The sequence below is a fragment of the Collinsella sp. An2 genome (genome assembly GCF_002160065.1).
In the GTDB taxonomy this organism is placed as follows: Bacteria; Actinomycetota; Coriobacteriia; order Coriobacteriales; family Coriobacteriaceae; genus Limicola.
The window spans coordinates 161,453-185,776 of record NZ_NFJW01000002.1; the positions used below are offsets into that span (position 1 = coordinate 161,453).

At 60.6% G+C, this 24,324-nt stretch carries 18 protein-coding genes and 3 tRNA genes; 15 read left to right on the forward strand and 6 right to left on the reverse strand.

What is annotated here, in order from left to right; all coding sequences use genetic code 11:
- Positions 1–45: 45 nt before the first annotated feature.
- The 5 genes from B5F33_RS02555 (at position 46) to typA (ending at position 5,107) form a co-directional block, all read left to right on the forward strand.
- The gene (locus B5F33_RS02555; protein ID WP_087410228.1) at positions 46–1,326 is read left to right on the forward strand and encodes an aminopeptidase; all 1,281 of its coding nucleotides are present in this window, start codon (positions 46–48) and stop codon (positions 1,324–1,326) included.
- 49 nt (positions 1,327–1,375) lie between these two features.
- Positions 1,376–1,451, forward strand: a tRNA-Lys gene (locus tag B5F33_RS02560).
- Positions 1,452–1,606: 155 nt separating this feature from the next.
- Positions 1,607–2,191 (forward strand): J domain-containing protein, encoded by a 585-nt coding sequence (locus tag B5F33_RS02565; RefSeq protein WP_087410229.1) that lies wholly within the window; start codon positions 1,607–1,609, stop codon positions 2,189–2,191.
- A gap of 402 nt (positions 2,192–2,593) precedes the next feature.
- Positions 2,594–3,043, forward strand: a complete 450-nt coding sequence (locus B5F33_RS02570; protein WP_087410230.1) for a hypothetical protein — start codon at positions 2,594–2,596, stop codon at positions 3,041–3,043.
- 225 nt (positions 3,044–3,268) lie between these two features.
- Entirely contained in the window at positions 3,269–5,107 is a 1,839-nt protein-coding gene (typA, locus tag B5F33_RS02575; RefSeq protein ID WP_087410231.1) for a translational GTPase TypA, read from the forward strand.
- 298 nt (positions 5,108–5,405) lie between these two features.
- On the opposite strand, the gene B5F33_RS02580 is transcribed toward typA, so the two are convergent.
- Together B5F33_RS02580 and B5F33_RS02585 are read right to left on the reverse strand one after the other, a co-directional pair.
- Positions 5,406–6,275, reverse strand: coding sequence for a trimeric intracellular cation channel family protein (locus B5F33_RS02580; protein ID WP_087410232.1), 870 nt, complete (start codon positions 6,273–6,275; stop codon positions 5,406–5,408).
- A 116-nt stretch (positions 6,276–6,391) separates the two neighbouring features.
- Positions 6,392–7,261, reverse strand: a complete 870-nt coding sequence (locus B5F33_RS02585) for an AraC family transcriptional regulator (protein WP_087410233.1) — start codon at positions 7,259–7,261, stop codon at positions 6,392–6,394.
- A 459-nt stretch (positions 7,262–7,720) separates the two neighbouring features.
- Between B5F33_RS02585 and ugpC the strand changes: the two genes are divergently transcribed.
- The 7 genes from ugpC to B5F33_RS02620 all read left to right on the forward strand — a co-directional run bounded on the left by ugpC (position 7,721) and on the right by B5F33_RS02620 (position 17,092).
- The gene (gene ugpC, locus B5F33_RS02590) at positions 7,721–8,830 is read left to right on the forward strand and encodes a sn-glycerol-3-phosphate ABC transporter ATP-binding protein UgpC (protein WP_087410234.1); all 1,110 of its coding nucleotides are present in this window, start codon (positions 7,721–7,723) and stop codon (positions 8,828–8,830) included.
- 20 nt (positions 8,831–8,850) lie between these two features.
- Positions 8,851–10,134 (forward strand): extracellular solute-binding protein, encoded by a 1,284-nt coding sequence (locus B5F33_RS02595; RefSeq protein ID WP_087410235.1) that lies wholly within the window; start codon positions 8,851–8,853, stop codon positions 10,132–10,134.
- A gap of 12 nt (positions 10,135–10,146) precedes the next feature.
- Positions 10,147–11,016, forward strand: coding sequence for a sugar ABC transporter permease (locus B5F33_RS02600; protein ID WP_087410236.1), 870 nt, complete (start codon positions 10,147–10,149; stop codon positions 11,014–11,016).
- A complete protein-coding gene (locus tag B5F33_RS02605; RefSeq protein ID WP_087410237.1) occupies positions 11,016–11,861 on the forward strand; it encodes a carbohydrate ABC transporter permease in 846 nt (281 codons plus the stop codon). The genes B5F33_RS02600 and B5F33_RS02605 overlap by 1 nt, the downstream gene beginning before the upstream one ends.
- A gap of 162 nt (positions 11,862–12,023) precedes the next feature.
- Positions 12,024–14,207, forward strand: a complete 2,184-nt coding sequence (locus B5F33_RS02610) for an alpha-galactosidase (RefSeq protein WP_087410238.1) — start codon at positions 12,024–12,026, stop codon at positions 14,205–14,207.
- A 36-nt stretch (positions 14,208–14,243) separates the two neighbouring features.
- Positions 14,244–15,827, forward strand: coding sequence for a UDP-glucose--hexose-1-phosphate uridylyltransferase (locus tag B5F33_RS02615; RefSeq protein WP_087410239.1), 1,584 nt, complete (start codon positions 14,244–14,246; stop codon positions 15,825–15,827).
- 14 nt (positions 15,828–15,841) lie between these two features.
- Complete coding sequence (locus B5F33_RS02620) at positions 15,842–17,092, forward strand: galactokinase family protein (RefSeq protein WP_087410240.1); 1,251 nt, start codon at positions 15,842–15,844, stop codon at positions 17,090–17,092.
- Positions 17,093–17,434: 342 nt separating this feature from the next.
- On the opposite strand, the gene B5F33_RS02625 is transcribed toward B5F33_RS02620, so the two are convergent.
- The 4 genes from B5F33_RS02625 to B5F33_RS02640 form a co-directional block, all read right to left on the reverse strand.
- The gene (locus B5F33_RS02625) at positions 17,435–18,088 is read right to left on the reverse strand and encodes a metallophosphoesterase (protein WP_087410241.1); all 654 of its coding nucleotides are present in this window, start codon (positions 18,086–18,088) and stop codon (positions 17,435–17,437) included.
- Positions 18,088–20,049: a BMP family ABC transporter substrate-binding protein gene (locus B5F33_RS02630; protein WP_087410242.1), complete on the reverse strand. Its 1,962-nt coding sequence runs from the start codon at positions 20,047–20,049 to the stop codon at positions 18,088–18,090. The genes B5F33_RS02625 and B5F33_RS02630 overlap by 1 nt, the downstream gene beginning before the upstream one ends.
- 626 nt (positions 20,050–20,675) lie before the next feature.
- Positions 20,676–20,768, reverse strand: a tRNA-Ser gene (locus tag B5F33_RS02635).
- A 54-nt stretch (positions 20,769–20,822) separates the two neighbouring features.
- Positions 20,823–20,913 (reverse strand) — tRNA-Ser (locus B5F33_RS02640).
- Positions 20,914–21,162: 249 nt separating this feature from the next.
- Here B5F33_RS02640 and B5F33_RS02645 point away from each other — a divergent pair.
- The 3 genes from B5F33_RS02645 to B5F33_RS02655 all read left to right on the forward strand — a co-directional run bounded on the left by B5F33_RS02645 (position 21,163) and on the right by B5F33_RS02655 (position 24,152).
- Entirely contained in the window at positions 21,163–21,717 is a 555-nt protein-coding gene (locus B5F33_RS02645; RefSeq protein ID WP_087410243.1) for a hypothetical protein, read from the forward strand.
- Positions 21,718–21,757: 40 nt separating this feature from the next.
- Positions 21,758–23,038 (forward strand): DUF4013 domain-containing protein, encoded by a 1,281-nt coding sequence (locus B5F33_RS02650; RefSeq protein ID WP_087410244.1) that lies wholly within the window; start codon positions 21,758–21,760, stop codon positions 23,036–23,038.
- A 514-nt stretch (positions 23,039–23,552) separates the two neighbouring features.
- Positions 23,553–24,152: a recombinase family protein gene (locus B5F33_RS02655; RefSeq protein WP_087410305.1), complete on the forward strand. Its 600-nt coding sequence runs from the start codon at positions 23,553–23,555 to the stop codon at positions 24,150–24,152.
- Positions 24,153–24,324: the final 172 nt, after the last annotated feature.

The following is a 24,324-nucleotide window of genomic DNA, read 5'->3' on the forward strand; positions in this document are numbered from 1 at the left end:
CGTCTCTGTGTTGGGCGGCGCCGCGCCCAAGGTGAGGAGGACGATATGATTCGAGCCGCGCTGACGGTCGACGACGCGCGCGCCGGCATGAAGGCGCTCGAACCCAAGATCGAGCGCTATGCGCACCTTATCATGCGTCAGGGAGTTAATGTTCGCCCTGGCCAGGAGGTCGTGCTAACCGTTCCTGTCGAGGTTCAGCAGTTTGCTCGCGTGCTGGTGCGCTGCGCCTACGAGGCGGGCGCAGGGCATGTGACCGTTATCTGGAACGATGACGTTGTGACCAGGTTGCACTACGAGAACGTCGAGCTGTCCTGGTTTGAGAAAGTGCCTTCATGGCAGCGCGAGCAGCTGGACTCGCTTGCGCGCGACGGTGCCTGCTTCGTGTTCATCGAAGGGTCGGACCCGGAAGCGCTCAAGGGCATCGACCCGGCCAAGCCGGCCGCTCACGCCAAGGCGCAGAACACCCAGTGCCGCATCTTTCGACGCGGTTTGGACTTCAACCTCAATCCGTGGTGCATCGCCGGTGCCCCCGTTCCGGCATGGGCTCGCGCGGTCTTCCCTGACGTGGACGAAGAAGTGGCAATGTACAAGCTCTGGTGCGCGATTCTCTCGGTTGCCCGCGCCGACGGCGAGGATCCCGAGAGCGACTGGGAGCTGCATGATGCCACGTTCGATAAGAATCTGCGCTTTTTGAACGAGCGTCATTTCGTTGAGCTGCGCTACACCGCGGAGTGCGGCACCAACCTCACCGTGGGTCTCACCGACCGGCATGTGTGGGAGGGCGGCTGCAGCTCGACGCCGGATGGCCACCGGTTCTTCCCCAACATCCCTACCGAGGAGGTCTATACCTCGCCGCACTGCGAGCGGGTGAACGGCGTGGTGTACGCGACCCTGCCACTTATTCATCGTGGCACCAAGATCGATCGCTTCTGGCTGCGCTTTGAGGAAGGGCGTGTAGTCGATTACGACGCCGAGGTCGGCCTGGACGCACTGCGCTCGATCATCGAGTGCGATGAGGGATCGTGCCGCCTGGGCGAAGTCGCGCTCATCTCAAAGAACACGCCCATCCGCGAGAGCGAGATTCTGTTCTACAGCACGCTCTACGACGAGAATGCAAGCTGTCACTTGGCGCTGGGCATCGGTTTCCCCGAGTGCTACGAAGGCGGCTATGACATGTCGACCGACGAGCTGCGCTCGCACGGCGTGAACACGTCGACCACGCACGTGGACTTCATGATCGGCTCCGACGATCTGGACGTCACGGGTATCACGGCTGACGGCCGTGAGGTGCCGGTGTTCGTGAACGGGCAGTGGAGCTGGGAGTAGCGTCTAGAGCGTGACGGTTGAGCAGGGTCCGTGTTACAATCTCCCTTGCGGGCCGTTAGCTCAGCTGGCAGAGCAGGGGACTTTTAATCCCAAGGCCCAGGGTTCGAACCCCTGACGGCCCACCATAGGAACGGATGCCGGACCATTGCGCCCGGCCGGCGAGAGGCGAGGAGACAACGGTCACCTCGCCTCTCTTTCGATTTCATGGGGCTAACGCCGGTATTTGGGTCGGATGCTGTGACAGGACCCTCAGAGAGGATGACAGGTTGGGGGTGTCGATATGACGCGCGATGAGGCGCTCAGGGTACTGGGCCTTCATGCGGATGCCTCGCGTGACGAAATCCAGGCAGCGTATCGCGAGCTGGCGCAAATGCTTCACCCGGACAAGTTTGGTGACAACAAACGCCTGCGCGAGCGCGCCGAGCGCCAGATGAGTACCATCAACGAGGCGCGTGACACGTTGCTCAAGAGCTCGCGCACGGCTGGTGGACGCAACGCGTCGGCTTCGACTGTCCACCGCGCCCCTTCGACCCCGGAACAGATTGCCTTTGAGGCGACGGCGCGAGCACGTGCCGCCGAGGCCGCCCGTCTTGCTGTCGTTGCCGATCTGCGCACCCTGCGTGAACGTCGTAGGTCCATGCTGGTGATGGCGGCTGTCGCCGCGCTGGTTGCGGTGCTGTTCTGGAGGGTGCGGGGAGGTATCGGCGCGACGATCGCTTCCATTGCATCCATGGTGGCGGTGTGGGGCGTGATCGACACCGTGCTGTTGTCGAGCCAGGTCGATGCCCTGCAGAAGCGTTCAAAGGAGCTGCTGCAAACGCGCGATGCGGCTCAACGCATCGCCGACGAGGCTCGCACCCTCTAGGAAAACGCTGATTACCGCCTCCTTGCGCCCCCTCGTGCACGCTCGCTTCGGAAAAGGGCGTCCGAAACGCGAACGGCCGGGTAGACCAGGATGCCCGACGGACAGAACCCCTGGTAGATGGCTCGGGGCTTAAGAGTCTACTCGGCGATTCCGGAAAGGGACGCCCTTTTCCGAAGCGAGCGTGCATTGAGGGCCGCCGCGAAGGCTCATATTCAGCGTTTCCCTAGGGCAAAAGCACGCAGCTGGCCGCACGCCTCGCCGCCAGCGCCGCCCCGGCGTCCCGCTGTCTTCATGCATTCGGTCCCGGACGCTTCTTGCGCTGCGTACCATGCTAGAATGGCCGCATGTGGGCGCATATGTATGTGCCCTCCCGATTTGTTCGGCCAGAGGAGGAGCCGCGACATGAGCCATGACGCAAACAACAGCAGCGCGGTATCGCCTCAGCTGGACACCATGGTGTGCGATCTTATTGGGTCCATGCTCGATGCCCTTGCGGCGGGCGAGGACCCCGGCGTCGTGGTGTGCCTCGAGGACGGGTCCTCCACGCGAATCGAGATGGCGTTTAGCGACGACGGCGAGGAAGCTTGTCTCACGGCGGCGCGACAGTATGTGAAGACGCATGCCGCAGGTTCGCACGACGACGGATTGGGACGCGTCGAGCGCTATGCGATCGCCTGTACCGGCTGCGTCGATCTTGAAGACGGCTATCAGGACGCCTTGCTGGTCAGCTTCTATGAGCGCAGCCTGGCTACGGGGTATTCGGCATACGTTCTGTACGATGGCTTTGGCAATGAAGACCAATTTGTATGGAGCGATCCGCAACCTGCCGGAGAAGAGCAGCCGCTCATCTAAAAATCGTTTACTATTATTTCTGTTTGCGCTAGGAATCCTTCTACACAGTATCCCAAACATTCTTATACTTGCGAAGGTTTGAGCGACCAAACCAGAACTGGTGCCTTGGTTGGCTCGTTGTCGCGGAGGGCGTCTTGCCAGCCGCGATTTCTGAGCGCAGCGAGGCTGAGTGGATGACAGACGCCCTTTGCGACCATGCGGGGAAGACGGTATAAGGAGCACTACATGCAAGCAGAGAACCTAAGAAACATCGCCATCATCGCGCACGTCGACCACGGCAAGACCACGCTGGTTGACAAACTGCTGCGTGCCACCGATGCATTCCGCGCCAACCAGCAGGTCGAAGACCGCGTTCTTGACTCCAACGACCAGGAGCGCGAGCGCGGCATCACCATCCTTGCCAAGAACTGCTCGATCGAGTACAAGGGCGTGAAGATCAACGTCATCGACACCCCTGGCCACGCCGACTTCGGCGGCGAGGTCGAGCGCGTGCTCAAGATGGCCGACGGCGCGCTGCTGCTGGTCGACGCGTTTGAGGGCCCCATGCCCCAGACGCGCTTCGTGCTGCGCCACGCGATCGACTGCGGCCTGAAGATCATGATCGTCATCAACAAGATCGACCGCCCCGGCGCCGAGCCCGAGCGTGCCTACAACGACTGCCTCGACCTCATGGCCGACCTCGGCGCTACCGACGAGCAGCTTGAGTTCGCCATGGAGCATGTCGTGTACGCGAGCGCGGTGAACGGCTACGCTCGCCGCGAGCCGGACGACGGCAACATGGACATGTATCCGCTCCTCGACATGATTCTCGAGGACATGCCTGCTCCCGAGGCCGACCTCGACGCGCCGCTCGCCATGCAGTGCGTGACCATCGACCACTCGAGCTATGTCGGCCGCATCGGCATCGGTCGCGTGTACTCCGGCACCATCCACACGGGCGACAAGATCCTCGTGGTGAAGAACGACGGCTCGAGCTCGGTGGCTACGGTGCGCCAGCTCTACACCTTCGACTACCTGGGCCGCACCGAGTGCGACGAGGTGAAGGCCGGCGACATCGGAGCCGTGGTGGGTATTGACCGCACCGACATCGGCGACGTGTATACCGACCCCGAGAACCCTGTGCACCTCGATCCCATCGAGATCGATCCCCCGACCCTGTCGGTCGTCTTCGAGGCTTCGACCTCTCCGCTCGTGGGTCGCGACGGCGAGATTGTGGGTGCCCGTCAGCTCAAGGAGCGCCTGTTCAACGAGGCCGAGAACAACGTGACCATGAAGATCGAGGAGCTTGAGGACAAGAGCGGCGTCGAGGTCTCGGGCCGTGGCATCCTGCATCTGTCGGTGCTCATGGAGACTATGCGCCGCGAGGGCTATGAGTTCCAGGTTGGCCGCCCGCGCGTCCTCATTAAGAAGGACGAGAACGGCAACCGCCTGGAGCCAATCGAGCAGGCTGTCGTCGAGTGCCCCGACGAGTATGCGGGCAAGGTCATCGAGGTCTTCGGCAACGCCGGCGGCACCATGACCAACATGCATGCCGGCAGCACGGTCACGCATATCGAGTTCCGCATCCCCACCCGCGGCATCATGGGTCTTAAGAACCGCATCCTAAACGTCAGCCATGGCGAGGGCGTGTTCTATCACACCTTCCTGGAGTACGGTCCCTATGCAGGCGAGATCGGTGGCCGCAACAACGGCGCCATGATCTCCATGACGACCGAGAAGGCCGTCGCGTATGCACTTGGCACCCTGCAGGAGCGCGGCCAGCTGTTTGTGGCTCCGGGCGACGAGTGCTATGAGGGCATGCTTGTGGGCGAGCGCAACAAGCCGGGCGACATGGTCGTGAACATCGCGCGCACCAAGAACCTGGGCAACCAGCGCAGCTCTACGGCCGACATCGCTGTGCAGCTCACTCCGCCGCGCGCCTTCACGCTCGAGGAGGCACTCGAGTATATTGCCGACGATGAGCTTGTAGAGGTCACGCCCAAGAACATCCGCCTGCGCAAGCGCCTGCTCTCGGCAATCGACCGCAAGAAGGCAGCTGTCCGTTCCGGTCAGGTGAACAAATAGGAGACTTCTGAGCTAGCTCTTGGATTTTGGCCCTGGACTGCACTGCGGTCCAGGGCCTTTTGCATACATGGAGTTGATAGGGGACACCAGGCCGTATCCGGTGCCCTTTCTTTTTGCGATGGCGGTGGTTGTTCCGCGTTTCGCGACACATGTGGAACAAAACCGAGCATCGGCGGCAGTATATTTCGCCGAAGCTCAGGTCTGCTCCAGAATCGGGCGTAATTTTGGAACATTACTGAGCGTTGGTGAATCACCCGGTGCGGACTATCGCTTCGTTCGCCGAATCACCCGGCACGGACTAGCGCTTCGTTCGCCGGAAGCGCCGCATCAGCCCGCGCTGTTCACCGCGGCGGCGTTCTATATCTGCCAGCGTGCGCTCTCGGCGGTCTGCGAGCTCTCCTGCCGAGAGCGTGGAGCCGCGTGGCCGCCCGCCCCCCTCGCCGCGGTGAAGACGCGGGTGGGGAACATGTTCTGCCATCCGTGAGAGATCGACCTCGGTGGGACTCTTGATGTCGTAGCGGAGCGACAAAAAGCGCAAGCTCATGGTCAGGACCACACACACGATGAGTGCAATCATGTGGTCGACACCGGCTGCGACGAGCAATACGTAGCTCAATGCGCCCGCGATTGCGGCGACGGCATACAAGTTACTGCGTTGGAAGATGTAAGGCGTCTGCCCCAGAAGCACATCTCGCAACATACCTCCGCCGACACCGGTGAAAAACCCCATCACCACGCCGATGAGCGGGCTGAACCCATAGACGAGGGCTTTGTCTGCTCCCGTTGCGGCATAGAGCCCCACGGCAAAGATGTCGAGGACCGCAATCAGACGGTCCTGCTTCTCTATGAGCGAGGGGATAACGAACACGATGGCTGCCGTAATAATGGAGGCGGGCAGCGCCAACGGCTGGTTCAAGATGTAGACGTTGCCCACTTGCAGCGTCATGTCGCGCAGCAGACCGCCGCCCAAGCTGCAACATACCGCCAGGCACACAGCGCCTACCAGGTCGAGCTTCTTTTCACGTGCTGTTAGAACTCCAGATACCGAGGCGACCACGATGGCGACCATCTCGATCCAAAGCGGGATGGCAACCAGCTGGCTTGGGGCGCCGGCATTGGCCGTGACCGCTGCAACGGTTGTCAAACCAGCAACAAGAGACGCGGTCATGGCTGCTTCCTTCCGACAGACCCAGCCAAGGCCGGGCAGCGCGTACGGGCACATACGCGTCTATGATACCTGCCAAGCAGCGTTAACGTCCCCAAGAGTCTCAGGAGGCTGGAGCGTTAGCGTGCGGGAGTGTTCGGGCGGGTGTTTTCCTTCCGCCACTCGCGCGGCGACACGCCGTACACCGTTTTGAAGGCACGCGAGAAATGCAGCTGGTTGGGGTACCCAACGGCCTTTCCCACCTCGCCGATCGACAGTGCGGTGAGCTTGAGCAGCTCGGTCGCCTTTCCCATGCGATAGGCAATGAGATACTGCTGCGGCGACTTGTTGACCACGGCTTTGAAGACCTTGCCAAAGTAGCTGCGGTTGAGGCCCGTTTGCTCTGCGATGTCCTCGACCGAGATATCGTTCTGATAGTTCTGCTCTATATAGTTGATCGCTTCGCGGATATAGAAGTCCTGCAGCTTGTTCGTTGTGGGAAGCTGCTTGGGAACAATGGACCGCTTGAGATAGTCCAAGAACAGAAAGGTGTGCGCGACCAGGTGAAAAGCGCTGTCCTCTCGATGGGTGACAAGATGGCGCATCTCGCGTTCCATGCCGTCGCGCAGGTCGGGGTTGTCTGAGCGATAGATCGGGGAGGAGGTCGTGAGGCCTGTGCTGCGGATTGCTTCCTTGACGACGGCGCCGTCAAACTCGACCCAGACGTACTCCCAGGGGTCCTCCATGTCGGCGAAGTAGGTGTTCACCTGTCCGGGAAAGATGAGAAAGCCTTCGCCCGCGTTCAAATCGAAGCGGCGCTGTTCTCCGTCGTCATCGGTCGCGAGCAGGGTGCCGCGCCCCGAGATGATGTAGTGAAACAGATAGTGACGACGCTGGGCAGGACCAAAGGCATGTCCCGGCTCGCAAATCTCGCGGCCGTACTGGTAGGGCATGAGGTCTATGAAGTTGCTGCCAGAGAACGTGGCGAATTGCAGGTCATGGACAGGCATAGTACAACTCCTATTTTTATATACGATATAGCAAAATCTAATTCCTTTCGGACGGTCTGACAAATATCAACGCCCTATAGATATATCAGAATGCGTTTATTAACGCAGATAAATATATAAAATTTTGGGATAAAAATAGAATATTGATATAAACGGAAGAAATGAAATGAATGTGTCGTATTGAATTCAAAACGATAACGTCAAAGAAATTCGAGGTAGTTGGCACAGTTCTTCCCAAGCTTATTTCCGTTGACAGGGAAAAATATACCGTTTGTCGAATGCTATCGGATTCAAAGCAATCAAAATTTAGGCAATCTACCAGGAAGAACACTAATAAAGCTATAAATTATCGACGATTTACTACAAAAGAAAGAAAAATGACAACATAGAATGAATTCACGGTAAAGACATGCCAGCCGCTCCCACGGGGGGAGCGGATGAGCAGGAAGGGGCTGTGTCATGGCAGGACTTTCACTCGAACACATCGGAAAGAAGTACCCGAACGGCTACGAGGGCGTGAAGGACTTCAACCTCGAGATCGCGGACAAGGAGTTCATCATCTTCGTCGGCCCGTCGGGCTGCGGCAAGTCCACCACGCTGCGCATGATCGCCGGCCTCGAGGACATCACGTCGGGCACGCTGAAGATCGACGGCAAGGTCGTCAACGACGTCGAGCCCAAGGACCGCGACATCGCGATGGTCTTCCAGAACTACGCGCTCTACCCGCACATGACGGTCTACGACAACATGGCGTTCCCCATGAAGCTGCGCAAGGCCCCGAAGGACCAGATCGACAAGGCCGTCCGCGAGGCCGCGCGCATCCTCGACCTCGAGAAGCTCCTCGACCGCAAGCCCTCCGCCCTCTCCGGCGGCCAGCGCCAGCGCGTCGCCATGGGCCGCGCCATCGTCCGCGCGCCGAAGGTCTACCTCATGGACGAGCCGCTCTCCAACCTCGACGCCAAGCTCCGCGTGCAGATGCGCGCCGAGATCTCGAAGCTCCACGACCGGCTGGGCGCCACCATCATCTACGTCACGCACGACCAGACCGAGGCCATGACGCTGGGCACCCGCATCGTGGTCATGAAGGACGGCGTCATGCAGCAGGTGGACACCCCGTCCAAGCTCTACGCGGAGCCCTGCAACCTGTTCGTTGCCGGCTTCATCGGCAGCCCGCAGATGAACTTCATCGACGCCACCGTGGGCGAGAAGGGCGGCAAGACCACCCTCTCCTTCGGCAAGAACACGATCACCGTGCCCGAGGCCAAGGCGGCCGCGCTCAAGCCGTACCAGGGCAAGGTCGTCGTCGCCGGCATCCGCCCCGAGGACGTCGTCGAGTCCAACGAGTACGCCGAGGGACGCCGCCTCTCCGAGCCCATCGACGCCGCCGTCACCGTCTACGAGCTCCTGGGCTCGGAGGCCATGGTCTACGCCGACGTGGACGGCGGGTCGGTCTCCAGCCACGTGTCCGCCGCCAACCCCGCCCGCTCCGGCTCGCGCATCGAGGTCGCGTTCGACGTCGACAAGCTGCACGTGTTCGACAAGCAGACCGAGCTGGCCATCGTTCACTAATGCGGGGAGGAAGGCATAGCATGCTGAATAAGCCAATCACTCGTCGCTCGCTCTTGGGCCTTACTGCGGCAGGGGCTGCCTCCCTGCTGTTCAGCGGGTGCACGTCCGAGCGCAGCGACGGCAAAATCGAGGTCGAGATCGTCAGCTACAAGCAGGAGGCCGTGAGCATCTTCAACCAGCTCATGGATGAGTTCAACTCCACGCACGACGACATCTACCTCAACATCTCAAGCCCGGCAGACGCCGTGACCATCATGAAGACGCGCTTCGTGCGCGAGAACTACCCCGACGTTATCGGCATCGGCGGCGACGCGGACTACGCAAGCTTCGTTGACTCCGAGATCCTTGCCGACGTCTCCGACTGCCCCACCACCGATGAGGTCCAGGATGCCTACAAGGACATCCTCAAGAGCGTGACCTACGTGCCCATGGACGGCATCTATGGCGTGCCGTACGTCGCCAACGCGGCGGGCATGCTCTACAACAAGGACATGTTCGAAGAGAAGGGCTGGGAGATTCCCACGACCTGGGACGAGCTCATCGCGCTTTGCGACGAGATCAAGGCCGAGGGCGAGGTTCTGCCCATGTATCTGGGATACCTGGATACCTGGACCATTCTTTCGCCGTGGAACTCCATCACCACCAATCTGGTGCCGAGCGACCTTGCGCGCCAGGTCAACTCCGGCAAGGCGAAGTTCGCGGACTATTACCGCGAGCCGGCCGAGATGATGCTGCAGCTGCTCGACTACGCCGAGGACGGCCCGTTTGCCTACAGCTACAACGACGCCTGCACCGCCTTCGCCCGCGGCCAGGCAGCCATGTATCCCTGCGGCTCGTTCGCCGTTCCGCAGATCCTGTCGGTGAACCCCGAGATGAACATCGGCATGTTCCCTATGCCGTCTGCCAAGAACCCCGACGACCGCATCGTGGTGTCTGGCGTCGACCTGCAGTGGTGCGTCGCTGAGACCTGCGATCACAAGGACGCCGTCTACGAGGTCATCAAGTTCCTGGCCCAGCCCGAGAACATCCAGACCTACATCGATGACCAGCGCGCCATCCCCTGCATCGAGGGCGATTTCACGCTCGATCCGCTCTTCGACGACGTCGCCGAATGGATCGAAGAGGGCAAGGTGCTCGACTATCTCGACCACTCCTACCCGTCCTCGATGGCATGCGACGCGCAGCTGCAGACGATGCTGCTCAACAAGGACGTCGACGCGTTCTTGGAGAAGTGGGATACCGACTGGCAGCGGTATAACCGCAGCGTCATCCGCAAGGTACAAGCAGCCGATAGCCAGGAGTAAGGAGGAAGAGTCATGGCAAATCTGGCAAAAGCCAAGAACGGTTCGGATCGCAACAGGACGTTCATGATGATCCTCATCCCCGTCCTGGTCATCTTCTGCGCATTCAACACCGTTCCGCTCATCACGGGCTTCCTGTACAGCTTCACCGACTCTAAGGGCTATGGTGCGTTCAACATCATCGGCCTGCAGAACTACATGGACCTGTTCAGCGACGCCCGCGTGCTCAACTCGTATCTGTTCACCTTCAAGGTGGCCGTGGTGGCCACGCTGGGAACCAACATCATCAGCCTGATTCTGGCGATGGGGCTTTCCAGCAAGATCAAGTTCAAGAGCGCACTGCGCGGTCTGTACTTCGTGCCGCGTATCCTCGGCGCCCTGGTCGTTGGCTACGTCTTCAGCTACTTCTTCACCTACATCGTCCCCGCCATCACCGGCACCGAGTCCATTCTGGCTAGCACCGAGTGGGCATGGGTCGCGATCGTGATCGTGCTTGTGTGGCAGGCCTGCGCGCAGACCACCATCATCTACCTGACCGGCCTCTCCTCGGTCCCCGAGGATGTCTACGAGGCGGCAGCGCTTGATGGCGCCACCGGCTGGAACAAGTTCCGCTACATCACGTTCCCGCTCATCATGCCGAGCGTCACCACCAACATGGTGCTCGTCATGAAAGACATGCTCATGGTCTTCGACCAGATCGTCTCCATGACCAGTGGCGGCCCTGCTCAGAGCACGGAGTCCATCTCCTATCTCATCTACAACAACGGCCTTGCCGGCGGGCAGTTTGGCTACCAGTGCGCGAACGCAGTGATCTTCTTCATCCTCATCGCCGCAGTCTCCATCCTGCAGACGAAGTTCTTGAACAGTAAGGAGGAGCAGCTCTAATGGCTAGCACTAAGGTGAAGGAGCGGGTCAACTGGCCTGTCACCATCCTTCTTATCATCGGTCTTATCACCATCATCTTCCCGCTGTACATGGCGGTGGTCATCGCCTTCAAGGATCCCTCCGAGATGACGAACGACATCGCCGGCATCCTGTCGCTGCCGAGCTCCTGGAGCCTGGACAACTTCATCGAGGCCATCCAGGTCACGGACTTCTTCCACTCGTTCCTGAACAGCCTCATCATCACGGTCGTCGCCGTGGTCGTGTCGATCCTTGTTCATTCGCTCGCGGCGTATGCCATCGGGCGCAACATGGATCGCAAGCGCATCTTCAAGTGGTCCTACTACTTCATCATCGCCGGCATGTACGTGCCGTTCGCGATCCTCATGATGCCGCTCGTCAAGCAGACGGCCGTCATGCACCTGGACAACATGGTCGGCGTCATGATCCTCTACATCGTGTTCTACATGCCCATGAACATGATGCTCTACACCGGCTACCTGAAGAACATCCCCATCGCGCTTGAGGAGGCCGCGCGCGTAGACGGCGCAAGCACCTGGACCACCTATTGGAAGGTGATCTTCCCGCTCATGAAGCCCATGCATGCCACCGTGGCAGTCATCACCGGCCTGGCTGTGTGGAACGACGTCATGACCCCGCTTGTCATCATGGGCGGTTCGGGCGTCAACACGCTGCCGCTTGCGCAGATGAACTTCCAGACCGCATTCTCCACGAACTACAACCTGGCGTTCGCCTCGTACCTGCTGGCCATGCTGCCCATGATCATCTTCTACATCGTGGCTCAGAAGCAGATTATCGGCGGCGTTACCAACGGAGCTGTGAAGTAGTAACGGGGATTGACGAAGCGTTAGGAATACGCTGGATATTCTAGATGCCGCAGCTATACTGATTCAGTTTCTCACCGCTGGCCGGGTCCCGAAAACGGGATCCGGCCAGGTGAGGTGCCGAAAATGCCAACACCCTGCGACAAACAGAAAGCCTGAGGAACCATGCCGCTTGTCTACGATGCAGAGTCCAAGACGTTCACCATCCATACGAGCAACACGACATATCAGATGCAGGTGGACCACCTGGGATATCTGCTCCATCTGTACTACGGGACCCGCAGCGAGGGCCACATGGGCTACCTCGTCACCTACGCCGACCGAAGCGGTATGTGCGCCTCGCCGCACGATGCGGGTACCAGGACCTATTCTCTCGACGTGCTTCCGCAGGAATATCCCTTCCAGGGTACGGGCGACATGCGCTGCCCCATGCTTGAGGTGCGCGACGCCGAGGGGACCTTCGGATGTGACCTGCGCTATGCGCGCCACGAGATCCGCTCCGGCAAATACGGTCTTCCGGGTCTGCCGGCCGTCTATGCCGCAGACGATGAGGCTCAGACCCTCTCCATCACCCTGCGCGACGAGCGCCTGGGACTTGAGGTCGAGCTGCTGTACGGCGTGCTGCCCGCGCTTGACATCATCACCCGCGCTGCGGTGATCACCAACACCGGAGACGCCCGCGTGACGGTGGAGCGGGCGCAGACCGCCTGCCTTGATTTTGTGACCGGCGACTTCGACGTCATTTCCTTCAACGGCCGCCACGCCATGGAGCGGCGCCTCGACCGCCATCCGGTGGGCAACGGCGCCTTTTCGGTCGGTAGCCGCCGCGGCATGTCGTCCAACCAGTACAACCCGGCGATGCTTGTCGTCGACCACGACGCGACCGAGACCTCGGGCCGCTGCTGGTCTATGACCTTCGTCTACAGCGGAGGCTTCGAGGCCCAGGTGGAGCGCGACCAGTTCGAGCAGACCCGCATGCAGATGGGCCTCTCTTCGAACATGTTCTCCTATCCGCTTGAGCCTGGTGAGCAGCTCGTTGCCCCCGAGGTCATCCTTACTTATTCCAACGCCGGTATGGAGCGCGTGTCGCACAACTTGCATCGCTGCATTCGCAAGCATGTGTGCCGCGGTCCCTGGCGCGACAGCCCTCGTCCCATTCTCATCAACAGCTGGGAGGCTGCCTACTTCGACTTCACCGGCGACTCGCTGGTTCGTCTTGCCGCGAAGGCCGCCGAGCTGGGCCTTGACATGTTGGTCATGGACGACGGCTGGTTTGGCAACCGCATCGACGACTTCCGTGCGCTTGGCGACTGGACGGTGAACGAAGAGAAGCTGGGCGGCTCGCTTCACGACCTCGTGCAGCGCATCAACGACCTGGGGCTCAAGTTTGGCATCTGGGTCGAGCCCGAGATGGTGAGCGAGGACAGCGACCTGTATCGGGCGCACCCCGACTGGGCGCTGGCCGTGCCGGGCAAGGAGCCGGTGCTCGGCCGCGACCAGCTGGTGCTCGACCTGTCGCGCAAGGAGGTGCGCGACAACCTGTTCGAGCAGCTGTGCGCGGTGTTTGACCAGGCCAATATCGAGTATGTGAAGTGGGACTACAACCGCAGCATCGTGGATGTGTACTCCCACGTCGCAAGCGACCAGGGCAAGGTTGTCTACGATTACATGCTGGGTCTTTACGACCTGCTTGAGCGCCTGGTGCAGCGCTATCCCAACATCCTCTTTGAGGGATGCTCGGCGGGCGGTGGCCGCTTTGACGCCGGCATGATGTACTACACCCCGCAGATCTGGACGAGCGACAACACCGATGCCGACAACCGCATGACCATCCAGTACGGTACCTCGTTCTGCTATCCGTGCTCGGCCATGGGTGCGCACGTTTCGGCGTGCCCCAACGAGATCAACGGTCGCGACGTGCCGCTGGGCGCACGCGGTCTTGTGGCCATGTCGGGCGGCGGCTTCGGCTACGAGCTTGACCTGCAGGAGCTGCCCGACCGCGCCTGCGACATCATCAGGGGCCAGGTCGAGATGTATCGCGAGATCGAACCGCTCGTGCGCGAGGGCCTCTTCTATCGACTGACCACTCCCAAGGACGACATCGTTTCGTGGGAGTTCGCATCGGAGGACGCCTCGAAGGTCATGGTCTGCGCCATTGTCATGAAGGTGGAAGGCTACGGCGAGGCGGAGTACGTGGTTCCGCGCGGCCTGACGCCCGGCGCCATGTATCGCGAGCTTGGGTCGGGGAAGGCCTATGCTGCCGACGCTCTTATGGATATGGGTCTGCCCCTGCCTGTCTCGTGCGCGCCATACGCAAACCGCCTGTACCGATTTGAACGAATCGACTGACGTTCGCCGAGCTCTCGGCGAAGAAAGGAAGTCACGATGGACCGTACGTGGTTCTCGGGTCCCGAGGATGGCATCGCGGCGCTGGTCGCCTATGCCTTGGAGCGGGGCCTGATCGGAAAAAGCGATGTCACCTATGCGTCCAATGGAATGCTTGATGCATTGATGTATGAGCCATCTGGCTCCTTTGTTCCCAAGCAAGCGATCGGTCGTTTCCTTGCGACGTCGTCGGGACCCGCGCTTGAAGAGATCCTCGCCTGTCTGCTGGACGACGCGGTCGAGCGCGGTGTCATCGACGGCGGCATCGCCAGCCGCGACCTGCTCGACACCCGCTTGATGGGCTGCGTCACGCCCCGTCCCAGCGAGGTGGTGCGCGAGTTCCGCGACCGGCTGCGCGTGTCGCCCGAGAAGGCGACCGACTATCTGTACCAGCTCGCCCTCGACTCCGACTACATTCGCACCTATCGCATTGCGAAGGACCGCAAGTGGACGACCTCGACGCGCTACGGCGATCTGGACATCACCATCAACCTCTCGAAGCCGGAGAAGGATCCCAAGGCCATCGCGGCCGCTCTGGAAAAGAAGGGCGGGGACGATCCGTATCCGCGCTGCCAGCTGTGCCGCGAAAACGAGGGCTATGCAGGTCGCCTGGACCATCCGGCCCGCGAGACCATTCGCCTCATGCCGCTGCGCCTTGCCGGCGGTGAGCGCTGGTACCTGCAGTACAGCCCTTACGTCTACTACAACGAGCACTGCATCGTGCTCTCGGAGCACCATGTGCCCATGAAGATCGACCGCACCACGTTCGTGCGCCTGCTCGACTTCGTCGATCAGTTCCCGCACTATATGCTCGGCTCCAACGCCGACCTGCCGATCGTGGGCGGATCGATTCTCACCCACGAGCACTATCAGGGCGGGCGCTACACCTTCGCCATGGCCAAGGCGCAGCTGCGCGAAGAGCTGAGCTTCCCCGGCTTCGAGAACGTGCATGCCGGCATTGTGAACTGGCCCATGTCCGTTATCCGCCTGGACGCCGAGACGCCGACGCCGCTCGTGAAGCTTGCCGACAAGATTCTCACCGCTTGGCGCTCCTACAGCGACGAGTCGGTCGGGGTGCTGGCCGAGACCGACGGCGTGCCGCACAACACCATCACGCCTATCGCTCGTCGTCGCGGCAAGCTGTACGAGCTCGACTTGGTGCTGCGCAACAACCGCACGACCGACGAGTATCCGCTTGGCATCTTCCATCCGCATCAGGAGCTTCACCATATTAAGAAGGAGAACATCGGCCTCATCGAGGTCATGGGTCTTGCTGTGCTGCCGGCGCGTCTGCTGGGCGAGATGCAGCGGCTGCGTGAGGTCATCCTGGCTGGTGAGGACCCGGCGTCCGTTCCCGAGGTCGCGAGCCACGCTGCCTGGACGGCTCAGATCTTGGAGAAGTATCCGCAGTATGCGCCGGAGAACGTGGCAAAGATTTCCAAGGCAGACGCCGACGCGCTCGATGGCGTGCTGCAGGAGGAAATCGGCCAGGTCTTCGCCCAGGTCCTCGAGCAGTGTGCGGTCTTTGCCGACACCAAGGAAGGGCGTCGTGCATTCGCTCGATTCATCGCGAGTATTCAGTAACAGGGGAGGAAACGATGGGTAACGAGGAGAGCGTCATGCTCCCGCTGGTCTACGGCAAAGCCGCTGACAAGGCGCGGGAGCGTCTGAAAAAGATTGAAAGCTGGTATCACGAGCTGTACGGCGAGGCGGACGTTGAGTTCTATTCCGCGCCGGGCCGTACCGAGATCATCGGCAACCATACCGACCACAACGGTGGCAAGATTCTGGCAGCAAGCATCACGATGGACACCGTAGGCTGCGCCGCTCGTCGAGAGGACGGCCAGGTTCACATCATGAGCGAGGGCTACGACGACGAAGTGGTTATTGACCTTGCCACGGTGAACGACACGCCGCATTGCCAGGGGACGCTGTCGCTCGTGGCCGGCATGCTCGTGGCCGCGCGCGAGATGGGCTACGAGATCGGCGGGTTCAACGCGACGGTTTCCTCCGAGGTCATCCCCTCGGCGGGTGTGAGCTCGTCCGCGTCGTTCGAGATGCTCGTCTGCTGCATCATCGATCACCTGTTCAACGGCGACTCCATTCCGTGTGCCGACTACGCGCGCATCGGACAGTACGCCGAGAACCATTTCTGGGACAAGGCATCCGGCCTCATGGACCAGATGGCCTGCGCCGTGGGCGGTACCATTCTGCTGGATTTCTCGAAGGGCGTAAGCTATCGCAAGGTTGACTTCTCCTACGACGCACTTGGGTTTGACCTGGTGATCGTAAACACCGGCAAGGGTCATGCCGACCTCTCGGCCGAATATTCTGCGGTGCCGGGCGAGATGCGCGCCGTCGCCGCTGCGCTGGGCGTCAAGAACCTGTGCGAGACAAACGAGGCTGCGCTGCTGGACAACCTGAACGCCGTTCGCGAGCAGGTGGGCAACGACCGCGCCATTCTGCGCGCGCTGCATTACTTCGAAGAGTGTGGTCGCGTAAACAGGGCTGTTCGTGCGCTTGAAGCGGGCGACAAGGCGAAGGTGCTCGACATGATCGAGGCTTCGGGCAACTCGTCGTGGAAGTGGCTGCAGAACGCCTATGTGGCAAGCGACCCCAGCGAGCAGTCGATTCCGCTTGCCCTGGCGCTGACGGAGATCTTCCTGCATCGTGTTGGCTCCGGCGTATGCCGCCTGCATGGCGGCGGCTTCGCTGGCGTCATCATGTGTGCCGTCCCCAAGGACAAGACCGATGAGTACGTCGCCTATATGGCTTCGTACTTCGGTGCCGACAATGTGTATCGCACCGGCATTCGCCAGACCGGAGCGGTGTGCCTGGGTAGCTTATAGGCTACGTCTGGTCATGAGCGCGCGGCGATTCGTCGTCGCACGAGCATGGACATGGCGGCGCGTCGGGGAAGTGGACCCTCGGCGCGCCGCTTCTTGTTAAAAAGAGTCCAGCAACTACCTTTGACTACGTTTAGGCCTGATTTTGGCCCCAAACTTAGTCAAAGGTAGTTGCTGGACTGAAATCGGCTATCGCGGCCGGCCGTCTCGCGTGGCTATCGCGGCCGGCTGTGTCGAGCGGCCGTCGCGGCTGGCTGCCCCGTGCGGCCGTCACCTACAGCTGCCCCGCGCAGCTATCGCATGCGGCCGGCGCCCGCGGCTGTCACCTGTGGCTGGCCCGCGCAGCTATCGAATCTCGTCGATGTGCAGCAGGCCGCGACGCTGGTCGGACGAGGGAAGTTCGTCGTCGGGAATATCGATGATGTGCGCACCGCAGACGTTCACGATGGTGGTGCCGCACGGATGGGTGCGCGTGCGGGCGATGCGGCCGTATGCCAAATGAATGTGGCCGTGGAGCATGAAGCGCGGTTTGAGACGTGTGACCAGGGGCTCGAACGCCTCGAAGCCGCGATGGGGCAGGTCGTCCAGATCTCCATAGCCGCGGATGGGGGCGTGGGTCACCAGAATATCGACGCCGCCGGTTGACTGGGCGAGCAACGCCATGCGTGCCGCTCGCCATCGCATCTCCTGTTCGCTGAACCCGTACACGGTGTTGTTGTACTTCAGCGATCCGCCCAGCCCCATGATGTGCAGCCCGCGGAACGTGCGCAGGCTGTTCTCTATCGAGATGCAGCCCTCCGGTTTGTGTCGAGCATAGTCGGTGTCGTGGTTGCCCGGCACATAGATAAGAGGCACGTTGGCGAGCGTCACGATGTGTTCGAGATAGCTCGCCGGCAGGTCTCCACACGAAATGATAAGGTCGACGCCCTTCATGCGCTCGCGATCGTAGTAGGTGGTGAGCCACCGTTCCTCAACGTCCGAGATGCCTAGGATTCTCATTACACTGTCCTCGCGGATCCTGTCACTACCACGGTGGGGTCAAGCGGAATCACGCCTGCGACCTCGACCTTTTCCAGACCATCTTCGGAGAGTTCCTTTTGCTCGGGCAGCCTGCCAACGACGTTTTCGTTGAGCCAGCGCATACGTACGATTTCCTCGCTGGAGAGCTTTTCGTCGCCCTCCTCCTGGACGACGCCCGTCTGGCTCACGAGCTTGCCGGTGAAGGGGTCGATGCGCCCCGTGAGGATCGATTGGCGAATAACCTCGTTGAGCACGCGCTGCCCATGAGGGAGGTCTTCGGATAGCTTGACGTCCAGCACGCCGGTGCGCATGCCCCACCAGTAGTTGAGGGCTTTGTTGGGGCGCATATGGCTTTCGCGCACCCATGCGTCGTTGCGGATGGATTGGATGATGAGCTCGTAGTAGCGTCCCCACATCCATACGGGTTCGGCGAGGTGGGTGGTGCTTCCGTCGTCCTCGACGCGATACAGGCCCCAAGCCTCGTCGGGACGGGACGGCACGGGGTAGTCGCGCGCCGAGACGATGCGAACCCCTTCCTCGCGCAGCTCGCGTTTCCAGTCGTAGTCTTTGGCGGTGAACCATTTAAGGTAGATGGTCGCCTTGGGGTCGATCATGGACGCTCCGATGGCGAATGCGTTGATTTCGGAGACGGTGCTAAAGACCGGCGTCTCGGCGACATATCCCACTTTGTGGTTGTCGGCCATGGCGGCCGCAAGCGCCCCCAGCAGGAATTTCGCCTCGTACATGCGTCCGTAGAACGTGCGGACGGCGCTGTGGGACAAGCTGACCGAGCAGTTGATGACCGCGACGTCGGGATGCGCCACGGCGGCGCGCAGGGCTTGCGTCATCTGGGTGGGATGGATGGTCACAATGAGGTCGCAGTCGGCTTCGACGGCGGATTCCACCGCCCAGTCAAACTCGTCGTCGGCTTTGCAGTCGGGGAAGGTCATGGTTTTTACTGTCGCGCCCAGCCGATTCTCGAGTTTGACGCGCGCCTTGTCATGCAGCGCTTCCCAGCCGTCGATGACCGGGTTGCCCTCATAGATGAACGCAACCGAGAACGGCTTGGCCAAAACGGCGCCCTTGTAGAGCGTCTTAAGCTCGGGCAACAGCTTGGGCTTGGAGGGGGTGGGGTTTTCCAGGTAGTCGATGGCGTCCGGTTTGGAGGAAACCACGAACTCGCTCCAGATGCGCTGCACCTTCTCGTCGACATCTTGCTGGCTTGCGAGAGCAAGGTCGTCCAGGTTGTAGATCTTCAGATAGGTGAGCAGGCCTTCACCGATTGCCATGTCGAGGTATGTTCCGCCGAAGCGCCTCCAGGCGGAGGAGAACATATAGAACACCGTGGCAAGCGACCGTACCTTTTCTTCGGGCCAGGGCTTGTCGAGCGTCTCACCGAGGGCGGCCGCGAGCTTGGCGTACCGGCCCTCCTCGTCGAAAAGGATGCCATAGACGGGAGCGACGGAGTAAAACCTCGTGAACTCCTGGTAGATGTGGTAGCTCTTGGAATCCGACGGCATGGGCACGACACGCGTGATGCTGGCAAGGATCGAGGGCATGTTGAGATACCGCATCACCGAGACGCGCTTGTTGCCTTCCTGCACGTAAAAGCGCTGCAGGAACTCATAGACGATGATGGGATCCCGCAGGCCCTCTTCTCGCTGGGAGTCGATGAGATCGCTCCATTTGCTGGCAAACTCCGAGGTCGCTTCGGGCAGCGGCATGAAGCCGCTCGAAAACATGTTTTGGCGGCCGCGGGTCTTCGTGCCGGCGATAAGGGACATGTCGATCTCGGCGAGGCCTATGGGGATTTCTCCCTGGGAGCCTTCGCCCTTGAGGATGTCGTCGAGTGCCGGGGGATACGGATAGCGGCCGGCCGAGACATCGCGTTGGAGTTGTTTGATGCCTGCTTTGCGTGCCTTGCGGTAATCCTCCAGCATGGAACCTCCTCTTGGTCGAGCCCTTCGGGACGTTGGGCAGGCCGCAGCATCGGGGTGCTACGGGATGCTGTGCCCATCGTACAGAATCGGGCTACAAGGATGTGTGAGGTTTGCCACGATTCGGCAAATGGTGACATCTTCTACAGCGGTATCAGGTTAATAAGACGCATTCAATCATGAGACATACCGTAAAGATTGCTCTGTGAGTGCCGTTGCGTGATGGGGAGCAGCGGGGCTCGCTGCCCGCGCGATTGAAGTCCTCGATTTGGACGTTTTGAGCCTCTAAAACGTCCAAATCTAGGACTTCACCGGTGCGTCTCACAATGGGCGAGCGCATCGTCCGGCACATCGCGCTAACGGGCGGCCTCATCGTCCGGCATGCCGTACCAACGCAAATCTATTCACGCCGTAAATAAGGTATTGAAGAAAAAACTGGCGGAGGAGGAGGGATTCGAGGTGCCGCTTCGCGTCACCATCCGCTGCGACCGCTGCGCGGTCTTGCGTGCTGCGCTGGATAACGCTCAACGCGTTTTCTCAGCTCCGCACCTTCTCAGGATTCGAATTCCTCCTGCAAATAGCAGGTAGGGGCTCCGGTCCCAGGTGATTTGATTATAGAAAGAAAAAACTGGCGGAGGAGGAGGGATTCGAACCCTCGTACCCGGGAACGCCGGGTAAACGGTTTTCGAGACCGCCGCATTCAACCACTCTGCCACCCCTCCGCATTGGGGTGAACGGCGCGCCTTCTTGGAAAGGGCGCGCCGTCGGTAAGCAACTGGCGGAGAGTCAGGGATTTGAACCCTGGAGACGCTTTTGACGCCTACACGATTTCCAATCGTGCTCCTTCGGCCACTCGGACAACTCTCCGTTAAAGCACAGAAATTGTACCGTATCTTGCCGACAATGCAAACGCGATTTTTTCTGCCTGGAACATTCTTGGTTGATTGCGGGTGTTTTGTGGATGCGAAGCGGACCATGTCCCCGCGCGCTGCTTCCAAGTCGATTACTTAAGGCCGTCTTACGTCGCGCGAAAGCCCTGCTTAATACCGACCGATCAGCTCCGCGGCCTCGAAGGAGGCCGGTACACTCAGGTACAGGTAGACAAGGAGGGAGCATATGAACAAAGACCAATCGGCGTGCTCGGGCGTTGCTGCCGAGCCGTGGAGCTCCCGGCAAACATGTTTCAGCGGTGGGCACAACATGGACGGCGCGGATGCCCTCCAGGCGCCCGATGCGCTGGAGCTTGCGATTTCCCATGCGTTTTGGGAAGCGCGCGATCTGCTGAATCGTGACGGCGCGCTCATGCCGTTTACTGTCCTATGTACAGCGGGCGGCATGGAGGTGGCGGATCATCCAGCCGCGACGAGCGACGAGGTGTACGAGGCGGTAAAGAACCTGCTTGCGCGCGTAGATCCCGACGCATATGTGCTGTGCTACGACGGAACACTGAATGCCGACGGATGCACCACCGATGCTGTGGTCTGCGAGGCCGCGCGTCGCACGGACGCCGAGGCGCACTTGCTGGCGTTGCCGTATACAATCGGCGACAATGGCTACACGTTCGAGAATGCTTGTGTAACGGTTGGTACGACGCGGCAGCTTCAGTGGCGTCCGGCTTCACCGGCGTCGACGTTTGGCGTTCTTTCGGCCGCGGCGTTGCTGATCGCCTAGTACATAACACGATGTTCGGATTGTCGAGTGAGGAGAGGACATGCTTTCTCAGCAGTTGGGATTCACCTCGTCGTGGCGCATGTTGACGCGCGACAAGGGTTGGATCAAGCCGGTGCTCATCTTGGCTTTGGTGGGATGGATTCCTATTCTGGGACAGATGGCGGTGCTAGGGTTCGCCTATGAATGGGCGCGTCTGACCGCATGGGGCATCGACGCCGCGCCCAAGCAGCGCGGCGTGGACGTTGGCAAGGTGCTGGGCACGGGTGCCCGGACATTCATACTATTTGTGACGCTGTCCATTGTGATGAGCCTCGTGGTGGGCATCCTGACCGCCGGCGCCGTGACGGTTGCCTATGCTCCGCTTACCGTGGGCTTCAACATCTTTGAGTGGGCGACGCGAGACGTTGGCCTTCTGGGTGTGATCCTCGGTCTGTTCATGGGAACGTTCTGCCAGATCGCAATGCTGCGTGCCACGCTCTACGACAGCTTCGGCGCTGGCTGGCGGCTGGACCGCCTGTGCCAGATGATCGTCCGAGACTTCGGGGGCTTTCTCAGGGTGTTTGTGACCTCACTGATCGCAGGTGCGGTCGTGGGCGTGTGCATGGGCATCTTCTACCTGATTGCCGGTCTTTTTGCCGCGGGCGGCATCATGATGGTGTTCTCGGGCTCCGGCGCAGGGTGGTATCTGCACGGCGGCCTTGAGCATCTTATCTACCAGCTCTTCTCGCTGGGTCCCTCGTTCATGCTCATCATCGTGATTCTGTTCATTGCGGCCATCTATGCATGTGCGCTGGTGACCGTGGCGATGGAGCTGGTGAGCGTGAATGCGTGCGGGCAGTGGTTTACCCGCTTTGCCGTCGATCGTTGGGGCGTCTCGTCCGACCCGCTGCCGGACGGTGTGCCGATGTGGTCTGGTTGGAATCCGCTTGCACCCGATGGCGGTAGTGGTCCCGCGCAGGCTGCAGCGACGCCGACGATGCCAGCGGATGCGCCTTCGGGTCAGAACGGTGCTTCGGCGGCGACTGCCGCGTCTGCGCCCGCTGCGACTGCTGCACCCGCGCCCGCGACGGCCGCGCCCGCTGCGCCGTCCCCTGCGGATGTTCCCAGCGATTGGTCCCCAGCGGCCTATGCGGCGGCCTCGGCTAACAATCCGGCACCTGCTGCGGGGGCGGAGCCGCCTCAGGTTCACACTGATGACGCTGCGTCGTCTGAGGCGGATGAGACCGCTGCGGATTCTGCCTCGTCGGATGATGTGGGGCCCGTTGTTGCGGAGGTTCCGTCCGATGAGGGAAACGACCAGGGTCCCATCTCGGCGAGTTAAGCCTCCTCGGCTGTGGTGCTTCGGTTGTAGCTGGTGCCTAAGCGGTTCAGCGATTCATCCATAGCCGCACCGCGCTCGTGGCGGCTCGCTCAGATAGATACAGTGCAAGATGAATGGATAACCCTCTGCTGGGAACAGCCCGGCAGAGGGTTTTGCTATGCGACAGCTGTTGGCGAGGTACAAAACTGAGCGTCGGCGACCGCCGTTTTCTCCGACGCTCAGTTTCGTTTCAAAATCTGGGCTGATTCTGGAACATTACTGAGCGTTGACGAAGCGTCAGTACGTGCCAGCGGCAGATGTAACCGATGCGCAACGACCGCACACCCAGGCGGCAAGTGGAACCTGGCACAAAGGCTATTCGTCCTTTTCCAACAAGCTAACTTTTGTGACTTTTGGCACGTTACCCTGTTTCCTCTTTTGTTGACGCCGATCGAAAGGGGACAGCATGGAATTGGTGGGTGGACAGCGGGTTGCAGATGATCGACCGGATAAGGATGAGCGTCGAAAAGAGAAGATGTACGGGTATGCACGAGTTTCGTCGCGCGACCAGAATCTTGCTCGGCAAATAGATGCGCTTCGCTCGTACGGCGTGGAGCAGCGTCGCATTTTCACTGACAAGGCAAGTGGCAAGGATTTTCAGCGGCCGAGCTACCAGCGGCTCGTGCGTCGGCTTCATCGCGGCGATACCCTCGTGGTTAAGAGCATCGATCGGTTAGGTCGCAACTACGATGAGATACTTGAGGAATGGCGGCATATAACTAAGGTTGCGCAGGTGCACATCGTCGTCATTGACATGCCTTTGCTTGACACCCGCTGCACGCGCGATGGCTTGACCGGTGCTTTTATCGCGGACATGGTGCTACAGCTTCTAAGTTACATTGCGCAGGTAGAGCGCGAAAACATTCACCAGCGTCAGGCTGAGGGTATCGCTGCGGCGCGGGCTCGCGGGGTGCGGTTTGGGCGCCCGCGTGCCAAGCGCCCCGAGATGTTCGAACAAGTTTGCCGTGCATATCAGGAGGGGCGCATCTCGGGAACTGCCGCCGCTGAAGCATGCGGCATACCGCGGTCTACGTTCTTGCGTTGGGCGAACGAGGAGCGACCGTTCACAGATTAAAAATGAGCGTGGGGGTGTCCAAAATGTAGACATTTCGGACGGAGGCACCCTTTCTTCGCAGGCTCCAAAAACCGCAGCTCAAAGCCTGACAAACATGCACGTTGAATTTAAGCAGAGCCTGATCAAAATGTCTGCTTTCCGGGCGACAGCTCACTGGCTTCATGCACGCCGC